Annotated in this window: 14 protein-coding genes and 1 tRNA gene; 11 read left to right on the top strand and 4 right to left on the bottom strand. The window is 64.3% G+C overall.

Going from position 1 to position 15,018, the window contains the following annotated elements:
- Window positions 1–200: 200 nt before the first annotated feature.
- From gyrA to WBG82_RS00305, 7 genes are all read left to right on the top strand, one after another.
- Window positions 201–2,951, top strand: coding sequence for a DNA gyrase subunit A (gyrA, locus tag WBG82_RS00335; protein WP_424420018.1), 2,751 nt, complete (start codon window positions 201–203; stop codon window positions 2,949–2,951).
- An 8-nt stretch (window positions 2,952–2,959) separates the two neighbouring features.
- On the top strand, window positions 2,960–3,478 hold the full coding sequence (gene coaD / locus WBG82_RS00330) for a pantetheine-phosphate adenylyltransferase (protein WP_424420016.1): 519 nt from the start codon (window positions 2,960–2,962) through the stop codon (window positions 3,476–3,478).
- A 27-nt stretch (window positions 3,479–3,505) separates the two neighbouring features.
- Window positions 3,506–4,048, top strand: a complete 543-nt coding sequence (locus WBG82_RS00325; RefSeq protein ID WP_424420014.1) for a peptidylprolyl isomerase — start codon at window positions 3,506–3,508, stop codon at window positions 4,046–4,048.
- A gap of 8 nt (window positions 4,049–4,056) precedes the next feature.
- The gene (locus tag WBG82_RS00320; protein ID WP_324299734.1) at window positions 4,057–4,521 is read left to right on the top strand and encodes a peptidylprolyl isomerase; all 465 of its coding nucleotides are present in this window, start codon (window positions 4,057–4,059) and stop codon (window positions 4,519–4,521) included.
- Window positions 4,522–4,592: 71 nt separating this feature from the next.
- The gene (gene queA / locus WBG82_RS00315; RefSeq protein WP_424420012.1) at window positions 4,593–5,651 is read left to right on the top strand and encodes a tRNA preQ1(34) S-adenosylmethionine ribosyltransferase-isomerase QueA; all 1,059 of its coding nucleotides are present in this window, start codon (window positions 4,593–4,595) and stop codon (window positions 5,649–5,651) included.
- Window positions 5,648–6,799: a tRNA guanosine(34) transglycosylase Tgt gene (gene tgt, locus WBG82_RS00310; protein WP_424420010.1), complete on the top strand. Its 1,152-nt coding sequence runs from the start codon at window positions 5,648–5,650 to the stop codon at window positions 6,797–6,799. The genes queA and tgt overlap by 4 nt, the downstream gene beginning before the upstream one ends.
- A 166-nt stretch (window positions 6,800–6,965) precedes the next feature.
- Window positions 6,966–7,041 (top strand) — tRNA-Lys (locus WBG82_RS00305).
- Window positions 7,042–7,211: 170 nt separating this feature from the next.
- On the opposite strand, the gene rnk is transcribed toward WBG82_RS00305, so the two are convergent.
- Window positions 7,212–7,640 carry a nucleoside diphosphate kinase regulator gene (gene rnk / locus WBG82_RS00300; protein WP_324299740.1) on the bottom strand — a complete coding sequence of 143 codons (429 nt, stop codon included), beginning with the start codon at window positions 7,638–7,640 and terminating at the stop codon, window positions 7,212–7,214.
- Window position 7,641: 1 nt separating this feature from the next.
- Window positions 7,642–8,133: a GreA/GreB family elongation factor gene (locus WBG82_RS00295; protein ID WP_424420007.1), complete on the bottom strand. Its 492-nt coding sequence runs from the start codon at window positions 8,131–8,133 to the stop codon at window positions 7,642–7,644.
- Between the two features lie 301 nt (window positions 8,134–8,434).
- Between WBG82_RS00295 and WBG82_RS00290 the strand changes: the two genes are divergently transcribed.
- Window positions 8,435–8,812, top strand: coding sequence for a hypothetical protein (locus tag WBG82_RS00290; protein WP_424420005.1), 378 nt, complete (start codon window positions 8,435–8,437; stop codon window positions 8,810–8,812).
- 3 nt (window positions 8,813–8,815) lie between these two features.
- On the opposite strand, the gene WBG82_RS00285 is transcribed toward WBG82_RS00290, so the two are convergent.
- The gene (locus WBG82_RS00285) at window positions 8,816–9,466 is read right to left on the bottom strand and encodes a carbonic anhydrase (protein ID WP_424420003.1); all 651 of its coding nucleotides are present in this window, start codon (window positions 9,464–9,466) and stop codon (window positions 8,816–8,818) included.
- 22 nt (window positions 9,467–9,488) lie between these two features.
- Window positions 9,489–10,367: an esterase/lipase family protein gene (locus WBG82_RS00280; protein WP_424420001.1), complete on the bottom strand. Its 879-nt coding sequence runs from the start codon at window positions 10,365–10,367 to the stop codon at window positions 9,489–9,491.
- Window positions 10,368–10,686: 319 nt separating this feature from the next.
- Between WBG82_RS00280 and galE the strand changes: the two genes are divergently transcribed.
- The 3 genes from galE (at window position 10,687) to glmS (ending at window position 15,002) form a co-directional block, all read left to right on the top strand.
- On the top strand, window positions 10,687–11,673 hold the full coding sequence (galE, locus tag WBG82_RS00275; protein ID WP_424420000.1) for a UDP-glucose 4-epimerase GalE: 987 nt from the start codon (window positions 10,687–10,689) through the stop codon (window positions 11,671–11,673).
- 135 nt (window positions 11,674–11,808) lie between these two features.
- Complete coding sequence (gene glmU / locus WBG82_RS00270; RefSeq protein ID WP_424419998.1) at window positions 11,809–13,176, top strand: bifunctional UDP-N-acetylglucosamine diphosphorylase/glucosamine-1-phosphate N-acetyltransferase GlmU; 1,368 nt, start codon at window positions 11,809–11,811, stop codon at window positions 13,174–13,176.
- Between the two features lie 2 nt (window positions 13,177–13,178).
- Window positions 13,179–15,002 carry a glutamine--fructose-6-phosphate transaminase (isomerizing) gene (gene glmS / locus WBG82_RS00265; RefSeq protein ID WP_424419996.1) on the top strand — a complete coding sequence of 608 codons (1,824 nt, stop codon included), beginning with the start codon at window positions 13,179–13,181 and terminating at the stop codon, window positions 15,000–15,002.
- Window positions 15,003–15,018: the final 16 nt, after the last annotated feature.

Here is a 15,018-nt window from a genome sequence, read left to right as displayed (position 1 = left end):
CGGAACTGGTAGTCTGCGCGACAGTTGAATGAGGAGATTCGGCGGCTGCCGTTCCACCCATTTTTGGTCCGTTCGGGCGCCCCGCGACACTCGTTTGCCAGCGTCCTCCAGCGTTAGAAAAACACTTGTCCGACACGCCAGATAGCGACATTCCGGGAGAAGAGCCGATCCCGGGCAGCGGAGACGGTTTGGGCGGTTCCGTGCCGCCCGCAGGCGGAGCCGGCGGCCCGCCGGAGCGCGACGTCGCGCCGATCACCATCGAAGACGAGATGCGGCGCTCCTATCTCGATTACGCGATGAGCGTGATCGTGAGCCGCGCGCTGCCCGATGCGCGGGACGGCCTGAAGCCCGTGCACCGGCGCATCCTCTTCTCGATGAACGAGAACGGCTACGAGTGGAACAAGCCTTATCGCAAGTCCGCCCGCGTCGTCGGCGACGTCATCGGTAAGTATCATCCGCATGGCGACCAGTCGATTTACGACGCTCTCGTGCGTCTGGCGCAGGACTTCTCGATGCGGCTGCCGCTCGTCGACGGGCAGGGCAATTTCGGCTCGATCGACGGCGACCGCGCGGCGGCCATGCGCTACACCGAAGTCCGCATGGCGAAGGCGGCACATGCGCTGCTCAACGACATCGACAAGGACACGGTCGATTTTCAGGACAACTACGACAATTCGGAGAGGGAACCATCGGTCCTTCCCGCCGAATTGCCGAACCTGCTCGTCAATGGCGCGAACGGCATCGCCGTCGGCATGGCGACCAACGTGCCGCCGCACAATCTGGGCGAAGTCATCGACGCCTGCATCGCGCTCATCGACAATCCGGCGATCACCATCGACGAGCTGATCGAATATGTGCCGGCCCCGGACTTTCCGACGGGCGGCATCATGCTCGGCCGGGCGGGCGCGCGCTCGGCCTATCATACGGGCCGGGGCTCCATCACGGTGCGCGGCCGCGTGGAGATCGAGGAGGTCAAGCGCGACAGGATCGCGCTCGTCATCACCGAGATCCCCTATCAGGTCAACAAGACGACCATGATCGAGCGGTTCGCGGAACTGGTGCGCGAGAAGAAAGTCGACGGGATCTCGGACCTTCGCGACGAATCCGACCGCGACGGCATGCGCGTCGTCATCGAGCTGAAGCGCGACGCGGTTCCCGATGTCGTGCTGAACCAGCTTTACCGCTTCTCTCCGCTGCAGTCGACCTTCGGCGCCAACATGCTGGCGCTCGATCACGGCCGGCCGGAGCTGATGAACCTCAAGCAGCTTCTCCATGCCTTCACGAGCTTCCGCGAGGAAGTGGTGACGCGGCGGACGAAGTTCGAGCTCGGCAAGGCGCGCGACCGGGCCCATGTATTGGTGGGTCTTGCCATCGCGGTCGCCAATATCGACGAGGTGATCCATCTCATCCGCACGGCGCCGGACCCTGGCACGGCGCGGGAGCGCCTGATGGCGCGCGACTGGCCGGCAGGCGACATCGCGCCGCTTGTCGAGCTCATCGCCGATCCGCGTCACACTCTGTCGGCCGATGGCACCTACAGGCTTTCCGAAGCGCAGGCGAAGGCGATCCTCGATCTGCGTCTGCAGCGCCTCACCGCGCTCGGCCGCGACGAGATCGGCGACGAGTTGACCGATCTCGGCAAGAAGATCGCGGACTATCTCGAAATCCTGCGCTCTCGCGCCCGCGTTCTCGAGATCATCCGGAACGAGCTTTCCGCGATCAAGTCCGAGTTCGCGACGCCGCGCCGCACCGAGATCGCGGAAGCGGAAGGCGAGTTCGAGGATGAGGACCTCATCCAGCGCGAGGACATGGTCGTCACCGTCAGTCATCAGGGTTACATCAAGCGCGTGCCGCTCTCGGCCTATCGCGCGCAGCGCCGCGGCGGACGCGGCCGCTCCGGCATGGCGACGAAGGATGAGGATTTCGTCACCCGGCTCTTCGTGGCGAACACGCATACGCCGGTGCTGTTCTTCTCCTCGATCGGCATGGTCTACAAGCTCAAGGTGTGGCGCCTGCCGCTCTCGACGCCGCAATCGCGCGGCAAGGCCATGATCAATCTCCTGCCGCTGAAGCAGGGCGAGACGATTACCACCGTCATGCCGCTCCCCGAGGATGAGGAGAGCTGGGCGAAGCTTCACGTCATGTTCGCCACGCGCAAGGGCCATGTGCGCCGCAACGAGCTTTCGGATTTCGTGCAGATCAACCGCAACGGCAAGATCGCCATGAAGTTCGATGGCGACGATGCAGGCGACGAGATCGTCGGCGTACATATCTGCACGGAGGAGGACGACGTTCTGCTCACGGTGGCGAACGGGCGCTGCATCCGCTTCCCCGTGACCGACGTTCGCGTCTTCTCCGGTCGCAATTCGACGGGCGTGCGCGGCATCAGGCTCGAGGATGGCGACAAGCTCATCGCCATGAGCATCCTGCGGCATGTGGAAGTGCTGCCGGCGGAGGCGCGGGCCTATCTCAAGCAGGCAAGCGCCATGCGCCGCGCGGCCTCGGGCGAAGCCGAGGAGCCGGAGACCGTCGAGGCCGAAGAGGGCGAGGAGGAGACGACGGACGAGCTCACCCTCTCGCCGGAGCGTTACGCGGAGCTTGGCGCCCGCGAGCAGTTCGTGCTGACGGTCAGCGAAAACGGTTTCGGCAAGCGCAGTTCCTCCTACGACTACCGGACCTCGGGACGTGGCGGCAAGGGCATCATCGCCATGACCGTGACGGAGAGGAACGGCAAGCTCGTCGCCTCCTTCCCGGTCGAGGACCAGGATCAGATCATGCTCGTGACCGACCAGGGCCAGCTCATCCGCTGCCCGGTGGACGATGTGCGCGTGGCGGGGCGTGCGACGCAGGGCGTCACCATCTTCCGCACCATGGAGGATGAGCGCGTCGTATCGGTCGAGCGCGTCGACGAGGCGGGCGAGAACGGCGATTCCGGCGAGAGCGAGGAATAGGGGGAGACATGGCGCCCAGAAAGAAGCGTGTAGGGCTCTATTCGGGCACCTTCGACCCGATGACCAACGGGCATCTCGACATCATCCGTCGCGCGCTGACGCTGGTGGATCATCTTGTCGTCGCCATCGGCATCAATGCGTCCAAGGCGCCGATGCTGACCTTCGAGGAGAGGGCGGCGCTGATCGAGGCGGAGGCAAGGCCGATCGCGAAGCGGCTCGGCGCGACGATCACCACGGCGTCCTTTTCGGGACTGGTGGTCGATGCCGCCGACGAGCACGGCGCCAATGTGATCATCAGGGGCCTGCGCGGCGCCGTCGATTACGAATACGAAGTGCAGATGGTCGGCATGAACCGGACCATGAACCCGCGCGTCGAGACCGTGTTTCTGACGGCCTCGCCCGAAACCCAGTTCATCTCGTCGACGCTCGTGCGGCAGATCGCGAGCATGGGCGGCGATATTTCGCAGTTCGTGCCACGGCGGGTCGAGAAAAAAGTCTTGGCGCGCAGCCGAAAGCCGCGCAAATAAACCGGTCGCCATTCAGGGAGTTGCCCCATGCGCCGTCTGATCAGCCTTGCCTTCGCGTTTGTCGCCCTCGCCGCGATGTCGCGCACCGCTCTGGCGCTCGATCCCGAAAACACGATCTATATGGAACTCAAGGATGGCCGGGTGGTCATCGAGCTTCTGCCGCAGGTTGCGCCGAAAACGGTCGAGCGCATCAAGGTGCTGACGCGCAAGGGCTTTTATAACGGGCTCACCTTCCATCGCGTGATCGACGGCTTCATGGCGCAGACGGGCGATCCGACGGGCACCGGCATGGGCGGTTCCGATCTTCCGGACCTGCCGGCCGAGTTCACGACGAGCGAGTCCTTCACGCGTGGCGCGGTCGGCATGGCGCGCGCCCAGAGCGTCAACAGCGGCAACAGCCAGTTCTTCATCTGCTTTGATGATGCAAGCTTCCTCGATGGCAAGTACACACTCTTCGGCCGTGTCGTCGAGGGCATGGATTATGTCGATTACATCAGGCGCGGCGAGCCGCCGGCAAATCCGGACAAGATCATCCGGATGGACGTTGCCGCCGACGTCGAACACAATTGAGGCATGAGATGACGGATCTCGAAAACACGCTTTATTTGGACTTGAAGGACGGCCGCGTCGTGATCGAGCTTCGGCCCGATCTCGCGCCGAAGCACGTCGCGCGGATCAAGGAACTCGCGCGTCAGGGCTTTTATGACGGCGTTGCGTTCCATCGCGTCATCGACGGTTTCATGGCGCAGGGCGGCGACCCGACGGGCACGGGCGCGGGCGGTTCCGGCAAGAAGCTGCCGGCCGAATTCTCGATCGAGCCGCATGTGCGGGGCGTGTGCTCCATGGCCCGCGCGCAGGATCCGAACAGCGCCGACAGCCAGTTCTTCATCTGCTTCGACGATGCGCGCTTCCTCGACCGCCAATATACGGTCTGGGGCAAGGTGACGTCGGGCATGGAGTTCGTGGACAAGATCAAGCGCGGCGAGCCCGTGCGCGATCCCGATCGCATCGTGAAGATGCAGGTGGCGGCCGACGCGGCCTGATCCCCGAGGCACATGCAAGCGCCATTCATGCCCCGCCCATAAGCGGGGCATGAGCTTTAGAGGGCACCCCGATGCGCGTCGATGAATTCGACTTCGAGCTACCCGAGGAGCTGATTGCGCTGCGCCCCGCGCGGCCGCGCGACAGCGCCCGCATGCTCGTGATCGGACCCGAGCCTCTGGCGCTTGCCGATCGCGGCGTTCGCGACCTGCCGGATTATCTCGGCGAGGGCGACCTTCTCGTCTTCAACGACACGCGGGTCATTCCGGCGCGGCTTTTCGGGCGGCGTCTGCGCGGCGAGGCTGAGGCGCGGATCGAGGCGCTTCTTCACAAGCGCGAGGCGGCGGACCAGTGGCGCGCCTTTGTGCGTCCCGCCAAGCGCCTGAAGTCCGGCGAGACGGTGGAGTTCGCCGAGGGGCTTTCGGCGACGGTCGCGGAGCGCGGCGAGGGCGGCGAGGTGCTGCTCAGCTTTTCGGCGGGGGGCGCCGCTCTCGACGAGGCGATCGCGCGCGCGGGCGAGATGCCGCTGCCGCCCTATATCGCGCGCAAGCGCCCGACCGATGACGCCGATCTCGCCGATTACCAGACGCTCTTCGCGCGGGAGCCGGGCGCGGTGGCGGCCCCGACCGCGGGGCTTCATTTCACGCCGGAGCTTCTTGCAGCCATCGAGGCGAAGGGCGTCGGCACGGTGCGCCTGACGCTCCATGTCGGGGCGGGCACTTTTCTGCCCGTCACCGCCGAGACGACCGAAGCCCACAAGATGCATGCGGAATGGGGCGAAATCACGCCGGAGGAGGCCGACGCCATCAATGCGGTGCGCGCGAGGGGCGGGCGCATCGTCGCGGTGGGAACGACTTCGCTGCGGCTTCTGGAATCGGCGGCCGGGTCCGATGGCCTCGTCCGCGCCTTTCGCGGCGAGACGGATATCTTCATCACCCCCGGCTACAGGTTCCGGGCGGTGGACCTGCTGATGACGAATTTCCATCTTCCGCGCTCGACGCTTTTCATGCTTGTCTCGGCGCTCCGCGGCCTCGATGAGATGAAGCGCGCCTATGCCCATGCTGTGGCGGAGCGCTACCGTTTCTATTCCTATGGCGATGCCTGCCTCATTTATCGAATGGATGCCGCATGAGCCAATTTCGCTTTGAGCTGAAGGGGCGGGACGGCGCGGCGCGCACTGGCCTCATCCACACACCGCGCGGGCAGGTTCGCACACCGGCCTTCATGCCGGTCGGCACGGCGGGCACGGTGAAGGCGCTCTATCCCGATCAGGTGCATGGAACGGGCGCCGATATCATTCTCGGTAACACCTATCATCTGATGCTTCGTCCGGGGGCGGAGGAGATCGCGGCGCTTGGTGGACTCCATCGCTTCGCGAACTGGCCTCATCCGATCCTGACGGATAGCGGCGGCTTTCAGGTCATGTCGCTGACGAAGCTGCGCAAGATGACGGAGGAGGGCGTCACATTTTCCTCGCATCTCGACGGCTCACGGCACTTGCTGACGCCGGAGCGGTCGATCGAGATCCAGTGCCTCCTCGGCTCGGACATCCAGATGGTGCTCGACGAATGCACGCCCTTCCCCGCGACCGAGGAGCAGGCGAGGAAGTCGATGGAGCTCTCGATGCGCTGGGCGAAGCGGTCCAGGGCCGCCTTCGAGGCGCAGCCGCATCGCAAGGAAGGTCAGGCGCTTTTCGGCATCGTGCAGGGAAGCACCTATGAGCATCTTCGCGCGCAGTCGTCGGCGGGTCTTCTGGAGATCGGCTTCGACGGCTATGCGGTCGGCGGGCTTGCCGTCGGTGAGGGGCAGGTCGAAATGCTCCGCGTTCTCGATTTCACGGTGCCGCTGCTGCCGCAGGACCGGCCGCGCTACCTTATGGGCGTCGGCACGCCGGACGACATCGTCGAGGCGGTGAGGCGCGGCATCGACATGTTCGATTGCGTGATGCCGACGCGGAACGGGCGGCACGGGCTTGCCTTCACGCGGCGCGGCCGCGTCAACCTGCGCAATGCGCGGCATGCGGCGGATCCGCGCCCGCTCGATCCGGAAAGCTCCTGCCCGGCGGCGCGCGACTACAGCCGCGCCTATCTCCACCATCTCATCAAGTCGGGAGAGATACTCGGCTCGATGCTGGTGAGCTGGATCAACGTCGCCTATTACGAGGAGCTGATGGCCGGGATTCGCGCGGCGATCGCCGAGGAGCGCTTCGAGGCATTCGTGGAGCAGTTCAAGGCCGATCAGGCGAGCGGGGATATCGCGCCATTCGACGGCGGAAAATGAGTTTTTCGTCTGGGCGGCGCGGCATGGTTGACCCGGAGAGCGCGCGCCGTTAGGTTCCCGCCACTTCCGCCGGACCACAGCATCCGGCCCCGGCGCGGACACTCCGCGAGGCAACAAACGGTTTGCCGCAGATACCGCGCCGGAATAAAAGGGAATCGCATTCCGGGAGCCCGTAGCTCAGCTGGTAGAGCACTCGACTTTTAATCGAGTTGTCCTGGGTTCGAGTCCCAGCGGGCTCACCACTTCCTTCACATGAGGCACGATTTCGCAACGAGACGCATTGGCGCCCTGTGGCTGGGATCACGCGTGCCGGCGCGATGGCCGCAAACGACAAAGCCTGACGCATCATGAGAGCGTCAGGCTTTGGATGGGTCGGGTCCGGAACCTCCGGACTGGGCAGAGCGGCGCCGTCTCAGGCTTCCGGCGCCTGCCGCGAGATGAGCTTCAGCACCTTGACCGAGCGCAGGTCGCCATGGCGCGAAGACCAGGAAATGGTCTGCCCCGGCTTCAGGCCCAGAAGGGCGACGCCAACCGGCGACGCGATCGAAACGCAACCCGCATCGACCGTGTGGTCGCCGGGATAGACGAGCCGGAGCCTGTCGACGCGGCCGCGCGGACCCATGAGGAATTCGACTTCCGAATTCATGGTCACGACGTCGGACGGGACCCGCTTCAGCGGCAGAATGTCGGCGCGCGTGAGTTCCTCGTCGAGGAAGTCCGCAACCTCGGGCATCACGGTGCGCAGGCGCTCCGCGACATCCGACAGGGCGTCGAAATCCTCTTCCGCGACAACAATCGGCGGACGCTCATCCTGGTCGATCTGCTGAATCTGTGTGTTCATTTCACGCTGCCTCCGGGCCGTCGTCATGTGGCGGTTCAATCGTTCTCTTGCGGGCTTCCGCCTCAGGTTGGAACTCGACTGCAACCAGATTGATCTTGAGCGAACCGCCATCGGCGAGTTCGACATTGAATTTTTCACCCGCCCGTCTTCCGAGAAGCGCAAGGCCCACGGGCGTCAGTACACTGATGAACTGGCCTGTCGGCCGCGAATTTTCCGGCAGCGACAGGGTGCGCCGCTCGACGACGCCATCCGCAATGCTATAGCGCACGACGCTGCCGATTGTGGCCACGTCGGGCGGCATCTGGGCGCTGTCCTTGATATGGGCAAGCGCTAGTTTGGCCAGGATAGCCTGGCGTGTGGGGCCGCTTTCCTGGAAACCGATGATCTCCAGTCTGGCGAAATCGGAAGACACCAGCAAGGTAGCGGTCGCATTCTCACCATTTGACCGCGCTTCGGCCGCGCTGTTCCGCTCGTCGCGATTGCTCGTAGACATGGCACACCTCATCTCCGTGGCCCGGCTTTCGCCAGCCAACTGAATCACAACTGAATTGGTGAGGTAGGTCCCCCGAACCTCCAGGCGTAACTGTGCCGGGCTCGGGGCTAGACTCCTGCGAGCAACGTGCCGGGAATTCGGAAATAGGGCGCGTGATGCGTGCTCATGGTAGCTGGATGATAACGTTTGTTCCCGTTTTGTCAACCAAGGGGACGGCGCGGCGACCCGCGGGCGGGGGCCGTGCGGCGTCCCCCGAATCCGTTCAGAATGCCCTTGTGGCAGTGCTCAAGGGGGAAACACCATGCCGACCAGCCCGAAACTTCTGTTGATCCTCATCGCCCTTCTGGAAGGGGTCGTGGGTCTATTGCTGATCGTGGCGCCTGCGGAGGTCATCGCGGGGAGCATTCCCGGCATCGCGGCCGGGGTCGACGGCGTGGCGATGGCACGAACGGCCGGCACGGCGCTCGTCTCGCTCGGCGTTCTTGCATGGCTCGCGCGGAACACGAGCGATCCCGCCGCTTTGCGGCCTGTCCTCGGCGCGCTCATCGCCTACAATGTGCTGGCAACGCTCAATCTGCTTTATCAGGCATCGACCATTGCGCCGGGATCGCTCGTGCCTGCTCTCATTCATCTCGCCCTGAGCGTGGCACTCGTCTTCTACTGGCGGAAGACGGCCTGAGTTTCAGACCTCCTCGTCGGGCACGTCGACGAAGCGATCGAGCTTCGGGTCGTAGATCGAGAGGACGCCGGTGGCGATGCCGTAGAACCAGCCATGCAGCCGAAGCTCGCCCGCCTTCTCGCGCTCGCTCACGAAGGGGAATGTACGAAGCATTTCGATCGAGCGGAGAACGGCGCGCTGCTCCATCTGCCGGAGCACGGCGTCACGGTCGAGATGGGCGTGCGTCTTGCGGACGTCGTCGGCCACGTCGCGAACCAGCGACATCCAGCCGGCGATGAAGTCGCCTTCATTGACCTTGCCATTGCCGTTCTCATAAAGGGCCTCGATGCCGCCGCAGCGCGCATGACCCATGATGATGATGTCGGCGATGTTCAATCCCTTGACCGCGAACTCGATGGCGGCGCTGGTACCGTGGAGATAGGCGTCGGGCTGGTAGGGAGGGACGAGATTGGCGACGTTGCGGACAACGAAAAGCTCTCCAGGGTCGGCCGAAAAGATCATGGCCGGATCGGCGCGGCTGTCGCAGCAGGCAATGATCATCGCCTTCGGCTGCTGGCTGTGGGTGCCAAGCTCACGGTAGCGAGTTTCGTTCTGGCGATAGAGACCCGTGTGAAAGTCCCTATAGCCTTTGATGAGGCTTTGGATGGCGTCCATTTGTGCTCTTAATGACTACGCTTCAGGCCCGCAAACCGCGCTCCGTCTTCGGATAAAGGCGGGATGGGTAGAACCATCGGGAGGCATGCTTTGCCGGTCCGGCTGCATATTGCGATGGGTCGAAAGGTATCCATTCTTCCCGGTCTTCCGCAAGCCTGTCTGCTACCGCAAGGAGGACAAGTGGGTTCACGCCCATGCCGCAATGTGAGCAGACGATTTCGATGTTCTCACGCGGCACGTCGCCCTTGACGTTGAGGAAACGGTCCGGAATTCGCGTTGTCGGAGCCGGAGCAATGCCGTCATAGAGGCTGTAGATCGAGACGAGAGGCACGCCGGGCGGCGGCTCCGAAATATTGAAATTGCGGTCGCGGACCTCGCGCAGATGCTCATCCACCGTTCGGCCCGTGTAATAGGTCATCACGCGTGCGACCATGGCGTTCACATGCTTCGGCGCTTCCCCGAAATGGGCGGGGCTGCCGAGCGTGATGACGCGATCGACCTCATCGGGGAAGCGGCGCGCAAGCTCGCGCGCGAAGACGCCGCCAAGGCTCTGGCCGACCAGCGAAACGGCTCGTCCGTGTTCGTCGGCGATCGACCGGATGCGGTCGCCGAGGGCGGCGGCTATCTCCTCCATATGCTCCATGTCGCGGATGCCGCGATTGGTGCCGAGGCCCCAGGATTGCGCGACGTAACCGTTGGCGCGCAGAAACTGATTGAGCGGCTGAAGCGAGAATTCCGGCCCCGTGAAACCGGGCAGGGTCATGACGGGCGTATTGCCGTCGCCCTTGCGCGCGATGAGCTTCAGATAGGGTTCGGTGAAGATCTTCGCCGCGAATTCGCCGCTGGCCCAGAGCACGTCGCCCTGAAGGCGGAGTAGGTCGAATCCAGTCTCAAACGCCATGTGATGCAAGCTCCCTACAGATGGAGCCCCTCTTGCGGCGGGCCGGGCGAGCCGACTCACCTGACTTCGATCTATGGGTGAGTCTGCCCGAATTCAATCGGCTAAACATCCCATAAATACGAGGGGCCGGTCTTTCGGCAACCCGGGCGGGCCGCGAAATCATGGTAAAAACCCGCAAGATTTTCGGGTTTTTTACCTGTCGAGGCCATATTCGGCGGTGCCGGCTCCGGTCCATCGGGGCGCGGCTTCGCGGTTATGAGGGCGGCGGCTTCGGGCTATAAGAAGGGCCTGATTCTCCGCACGATTCCTGGAGTTCGACATGAGCGTTCTCGTCACCGGCGGTGCCGGCTATATCGGCAGCCATATGGTGATCGATCTCGTCAATGCGGGAGAGGAGGTCTTCGTAGTCGACGACCTTTCGACCGGCTTTGACTGGGCCGTGCAGGTGCCGGAGAACCTTCATGTTGGCGACATCGCCGACGAGGCGCTCATCGACAGGATCATCCGCGAACATCGCGTCGAGGCCGTCATTCACTTTGCCGGATCGGTGGTCGTTCCTGAATCGGTCGCGGACCCGCTCAAATATTATTTCAACAACACGGCCAAATCGCGCACGCTCATCGAACGCTGCGTGAAGGGCGGCGTGCGCCATTTCATCTTCTCGTCCACGGCCGCGGTTTACGGCATGACCGGCAACGAGGCGGTGAGCGAGGATGTGCCGCTCAATCCGATCTCGCCCTATGGCCGCTCGAAGCTGATGACCGAGTGGATGCTGCGCGACGTGGCGGCCGCGCATGACATGACCTATGTGGCGCTTCGCTATTTCAACGTCGCGGGCGGCGATCCGAAAGGGCGCACCGGCCAGTCGACCGCCAACGCCACACATCTTATCAAGGTGGCCTGCCAGGCCGCGCTCGGCGCGCGCCCCTATGTCGAAATCTACGGCGAGGATTATCCGACCCCGGACGGTACCTGCATGCGCGACTACATCCATGTCAGCGATCTTGCGGCGGCCCATTCCGCGGCGCTCAACTATCTTCGCGGCGGCGGCGAGAGCATGGTCGCGAATTGCGGCTATGGGCACGGCTTCTCGGTGCGGCAGGTTCTCGACTCGGTCCAGCGCGTGGCGGGCCGCGCCATCGAGGTGCGCAGCGCGCCGCGCAGGCCCGGCGATCCGGCGTCGGTCGTTTCCGATCCGGCGCGGATCAAGGCGAGGCTCGGCTGGACGCCCGTCCATGACGATCTGGACACGATCGTCAGCCATGCGCTGGCCTGGGAAAGGAAGCTGAAGGAGCGCAACCGCTAGGCGGTTTGGCGCAACATATTGAAATATAAATTCATTTCGAAGCTTGGCGGGAGACGTGCCAAGTTCCACGCGGCAGAATAGGCAAGCCGCCTCGCCTGGCGCGCCATAACCGACATGAGCGAAACCAAGAGCCTGATGTCAGACGCAGTAACGACCGTCATTCTTGCCGCTGGCAAGAGCACGCGCATGAAATCGAGCCTGCCCAAGGCTCTCCATCCGATCGCCGGCCGGCCGATGCTCGGCCATGTGTTGTCGACGGTCGCCGCAATCGAAGGTGGGCGCGCCGTCCTCGTCCTTGCGCCGGGCATGGACGAGGTGGCGGAATTCGCGCGCCGGTTTTACCCCGCTCTCGACATCGCCATTCAGGAGCGTGCGCTTGGAACGGGCCATGCCGTTCGCGCCGCCGAACCGCTCGTCGCCGAGAAGGCTGGCGTCGTGCTCGTCATCTTCGGCGATACGCCGCTCGTCCGCAGCGAGACGCTTTCGCAGATGATCGAGGCATGCAGCGGCGGCGCGCGAGGCGGAGCCGATGTCGTGGTGCTGGGCTTCGAGGCGTCGGACCCCACGCCTTACGGCCGCCTCATTCTCGACGCACAGGGCGCGCTGACGCGGATCGTGGAACGCAAGGACGCGACCGCGAACGAGCTGCGGATCCATCTGTGCAATGGCGGCGCCATGGCGGTGCGGACGGAACATCTCTTCCGTCTTCTCGCTCGCGTCACCAATGAGAACGCCAGCGGCGAATATTATTTGCCCGATGTCGTGAAGCTCGCCCGCGCCGAAAATCTGCGCTGCGCCGTCATCCGCGCGCCGGAAGAGGATATTCAGGGCGTTAACAGCCGGATGGAGCTTGCCTCCGCCGAGGCGGTGATGCAGCGCCGGTTGCGCCGCGCGGCGATGGAAAAGGGCGTGACGCTCTCCGATCCCGAAACCGTCTATCTCTCCTTCGATACGGTCTTCGGGCAGGATGTGACCGTGGGGCAGAATGTCGTCTTCGGCCCCGGCGTCACCATCGGCAGCAATGTCACGATCAAGCCCTTCTGCCATATCGAGGGCGGGCGCATCGAGGATGGCGCGCAGATCGGCCCCTTCGCGCGTATCCGGCCGGGCTCGGAAATCGGGCGCGACGTGCATATCGGCAATTTCGTCGAGACGAAAAAGGCGAAGGTGGAGGAGGGCGCGAAGATCAATCACCTCTCCTATATCGGCGATGCGCGCGTCGGCGCGAAGGCGAATATCGGCGCGGGCACCATCACCTGCAATTACGACGGTTTCGGCAAGCATTTCACGGATATCGGCGCGGGCGCCTTCATCGGCTCCAATTCCTCGCTCGTCGCGCCGGTGAAGATCGGCGACGGGGCCTATACCGGCTCCGGCAGCGTCATCACGAAGGACGTGGCCGCGGATGCGCTTGCGGTCGAGCGCAGCAAGCAGTTTGAAAAGCCGGGCTGGGCGGCGGCGTTCCGCGCCAGGCACGGCGGACAGAAGAAGGCAGGCGAATAGATATGTGCGGCATTGTCGGCGTCATCGGCTCCAGGCCGGCCGCCCCGATCATTCTCGAAGCGTTGAAGCGGCTCGAATATCGCGGCTATGATTCAGCAGGCATCGCGACGCTCGCTGACGGCGCCATCCTGCGCCGCCGCGCCGAAGGCAAGCTCTTCAATCTGGAGAAATCGCTCGACGGCGCGCCGCTCGACGGCACGATCGGCATCGGCCATACACGCTGGGCGACGCATGGCGCGCCGACCGAGCGTAACGCGCATCCTCACGCGACGGAGCGCGTCGCCATCGTGCATAACGGCATCATCGAGAATTTCCGCAGCCTGCGCGACAGGTTGACGGCCGATGGAGCGAGGTTCGAGACGGAGACGGACTCGGAAGTGGTCGCGCATCTCGTGACCAGCTATCTCGACAAGGGGCTCGAGCCGCGCGCCGCTGCCGCCGCCGCGCTCGGGGAGCTTGAAGGCGCCTTCGCGCTCGGGATCATTTTCCGCCGCGACGAAAATCTCATCATCGGCGCCCGGCGCGGCAGCCCCCTTGCCGTCGGCCATGGCGAGAATGCGATGTATCTCGGCTCCGATGCCTTCGCGCTGGCGCCGATGACGAACCGCGTCTCGTTTCTCGAGGAAGGCGACTGGGTCGAGATCACGCGGGAGGGCGCCGTCTTCCATGACGCGCAGGGCCGCGTGGTGGATCGCCCCATCCGCATCACCGATGTTTCGACAGCGCTCGTCGACAAGGGCAATCACCGCCATTTCATGGCGAAGGAGATTTTCGAGCAGCCCGAAGTGATCGGGCACACGCTCGCCGAATATGTGAACGCGGTGGACGAGACGCTGCGCCTCCCGGCATTGCCGATCGATCTCGCATCGGTGCCGCGCATCACCATCATCGGATGCGGCACGGCCTATTACGCGGCCTCGGTGGCGAAATACTGGTTCGAGCGCCTTGCGCGCATTTCGGTCGATGTCGATATCGCGTCGGAATTCCGCTATCGCGAGGCGCCGTTGCCGAAGGGCGGGCTTGCCGTCTTCATTTCGCAATCGGGCGAAACGGCGGACACGCTGGCGGCGCTGCGCTACTGCAAGGCGGAGGGGCAGACGATCCTCTCGATCGTCAACGTGACCGAGTCCTCGATCGCGCGCGAGTCCGACGTCATCATGCCGACCTATGCCGGGCCGGAAATCGGCGTCGCGTCGACCAAGGCTTTCACCTGCCAGCTCATTGCTCTCGCCGCGCTCGCCATCAGAACCGGGCTCGCGCGCGGCGCGATCGCGGCGGAGGACGAGCCGCGCCTCGTGCGCGCGCTTCTCGAAACGCCGCGGCAGGTGGCGGATACGCTCTCGAAGAACGCTGACATTCTCACCCTCGCGGCGGAGATCGCGAAGGTGCGCGACGTGCTCTATCTCGGGCGCGGGCATTTCTATCCGCTGGCGCTCGAAGGCGCGCTGAAGCTCAAGGAGATTTCCTACATCCATGCGGAGGGCTATGCGGCGGGCGAGCTGAAACACGGCCCCATCGCGCTCATCGACGAGGCGGTGCCCGTCATCGTCATCGCGCCGGTGGACGCGCTCTTTGAAAAGACGGCCTCCAACATGCAGGAGGTCATCGCACGCGGCGGCAAGGTCGTGCTGATCTCGGATGCGGAGGGGATCTCACGGGCGGGGAAAGAGGCCTGGGCGACCATCGAGGTGCCGGCCGTGCCCGCGCTCATCGCCCCCATCGTGGCGGCGGTGCCGATCCAGCTTCTCGCCTATCACGCGGCCGTCTCCAAGGGCACGGATGTCGACCAGCCGCGCAACCTCGCCAAGTCGGTGACGGTCGAATAGGCGATTCGAGCGCGGT

Origin of the sequence: Parvibaculum sp., from assembly GCF_049671045.1 — a bacterium.
In the GTDB taxonomy this organism is placed as follows: domain Bacteria; phylum Pseudomonadota; class Alphaproteobacteria; order Parvibaculales; family Parvibaculaceae; genus Parvibaculum.
Note: the sequence above shows the minus strand (reverse complement) of the source record. Positions and strands in the feature narration are given on the sequence as shown.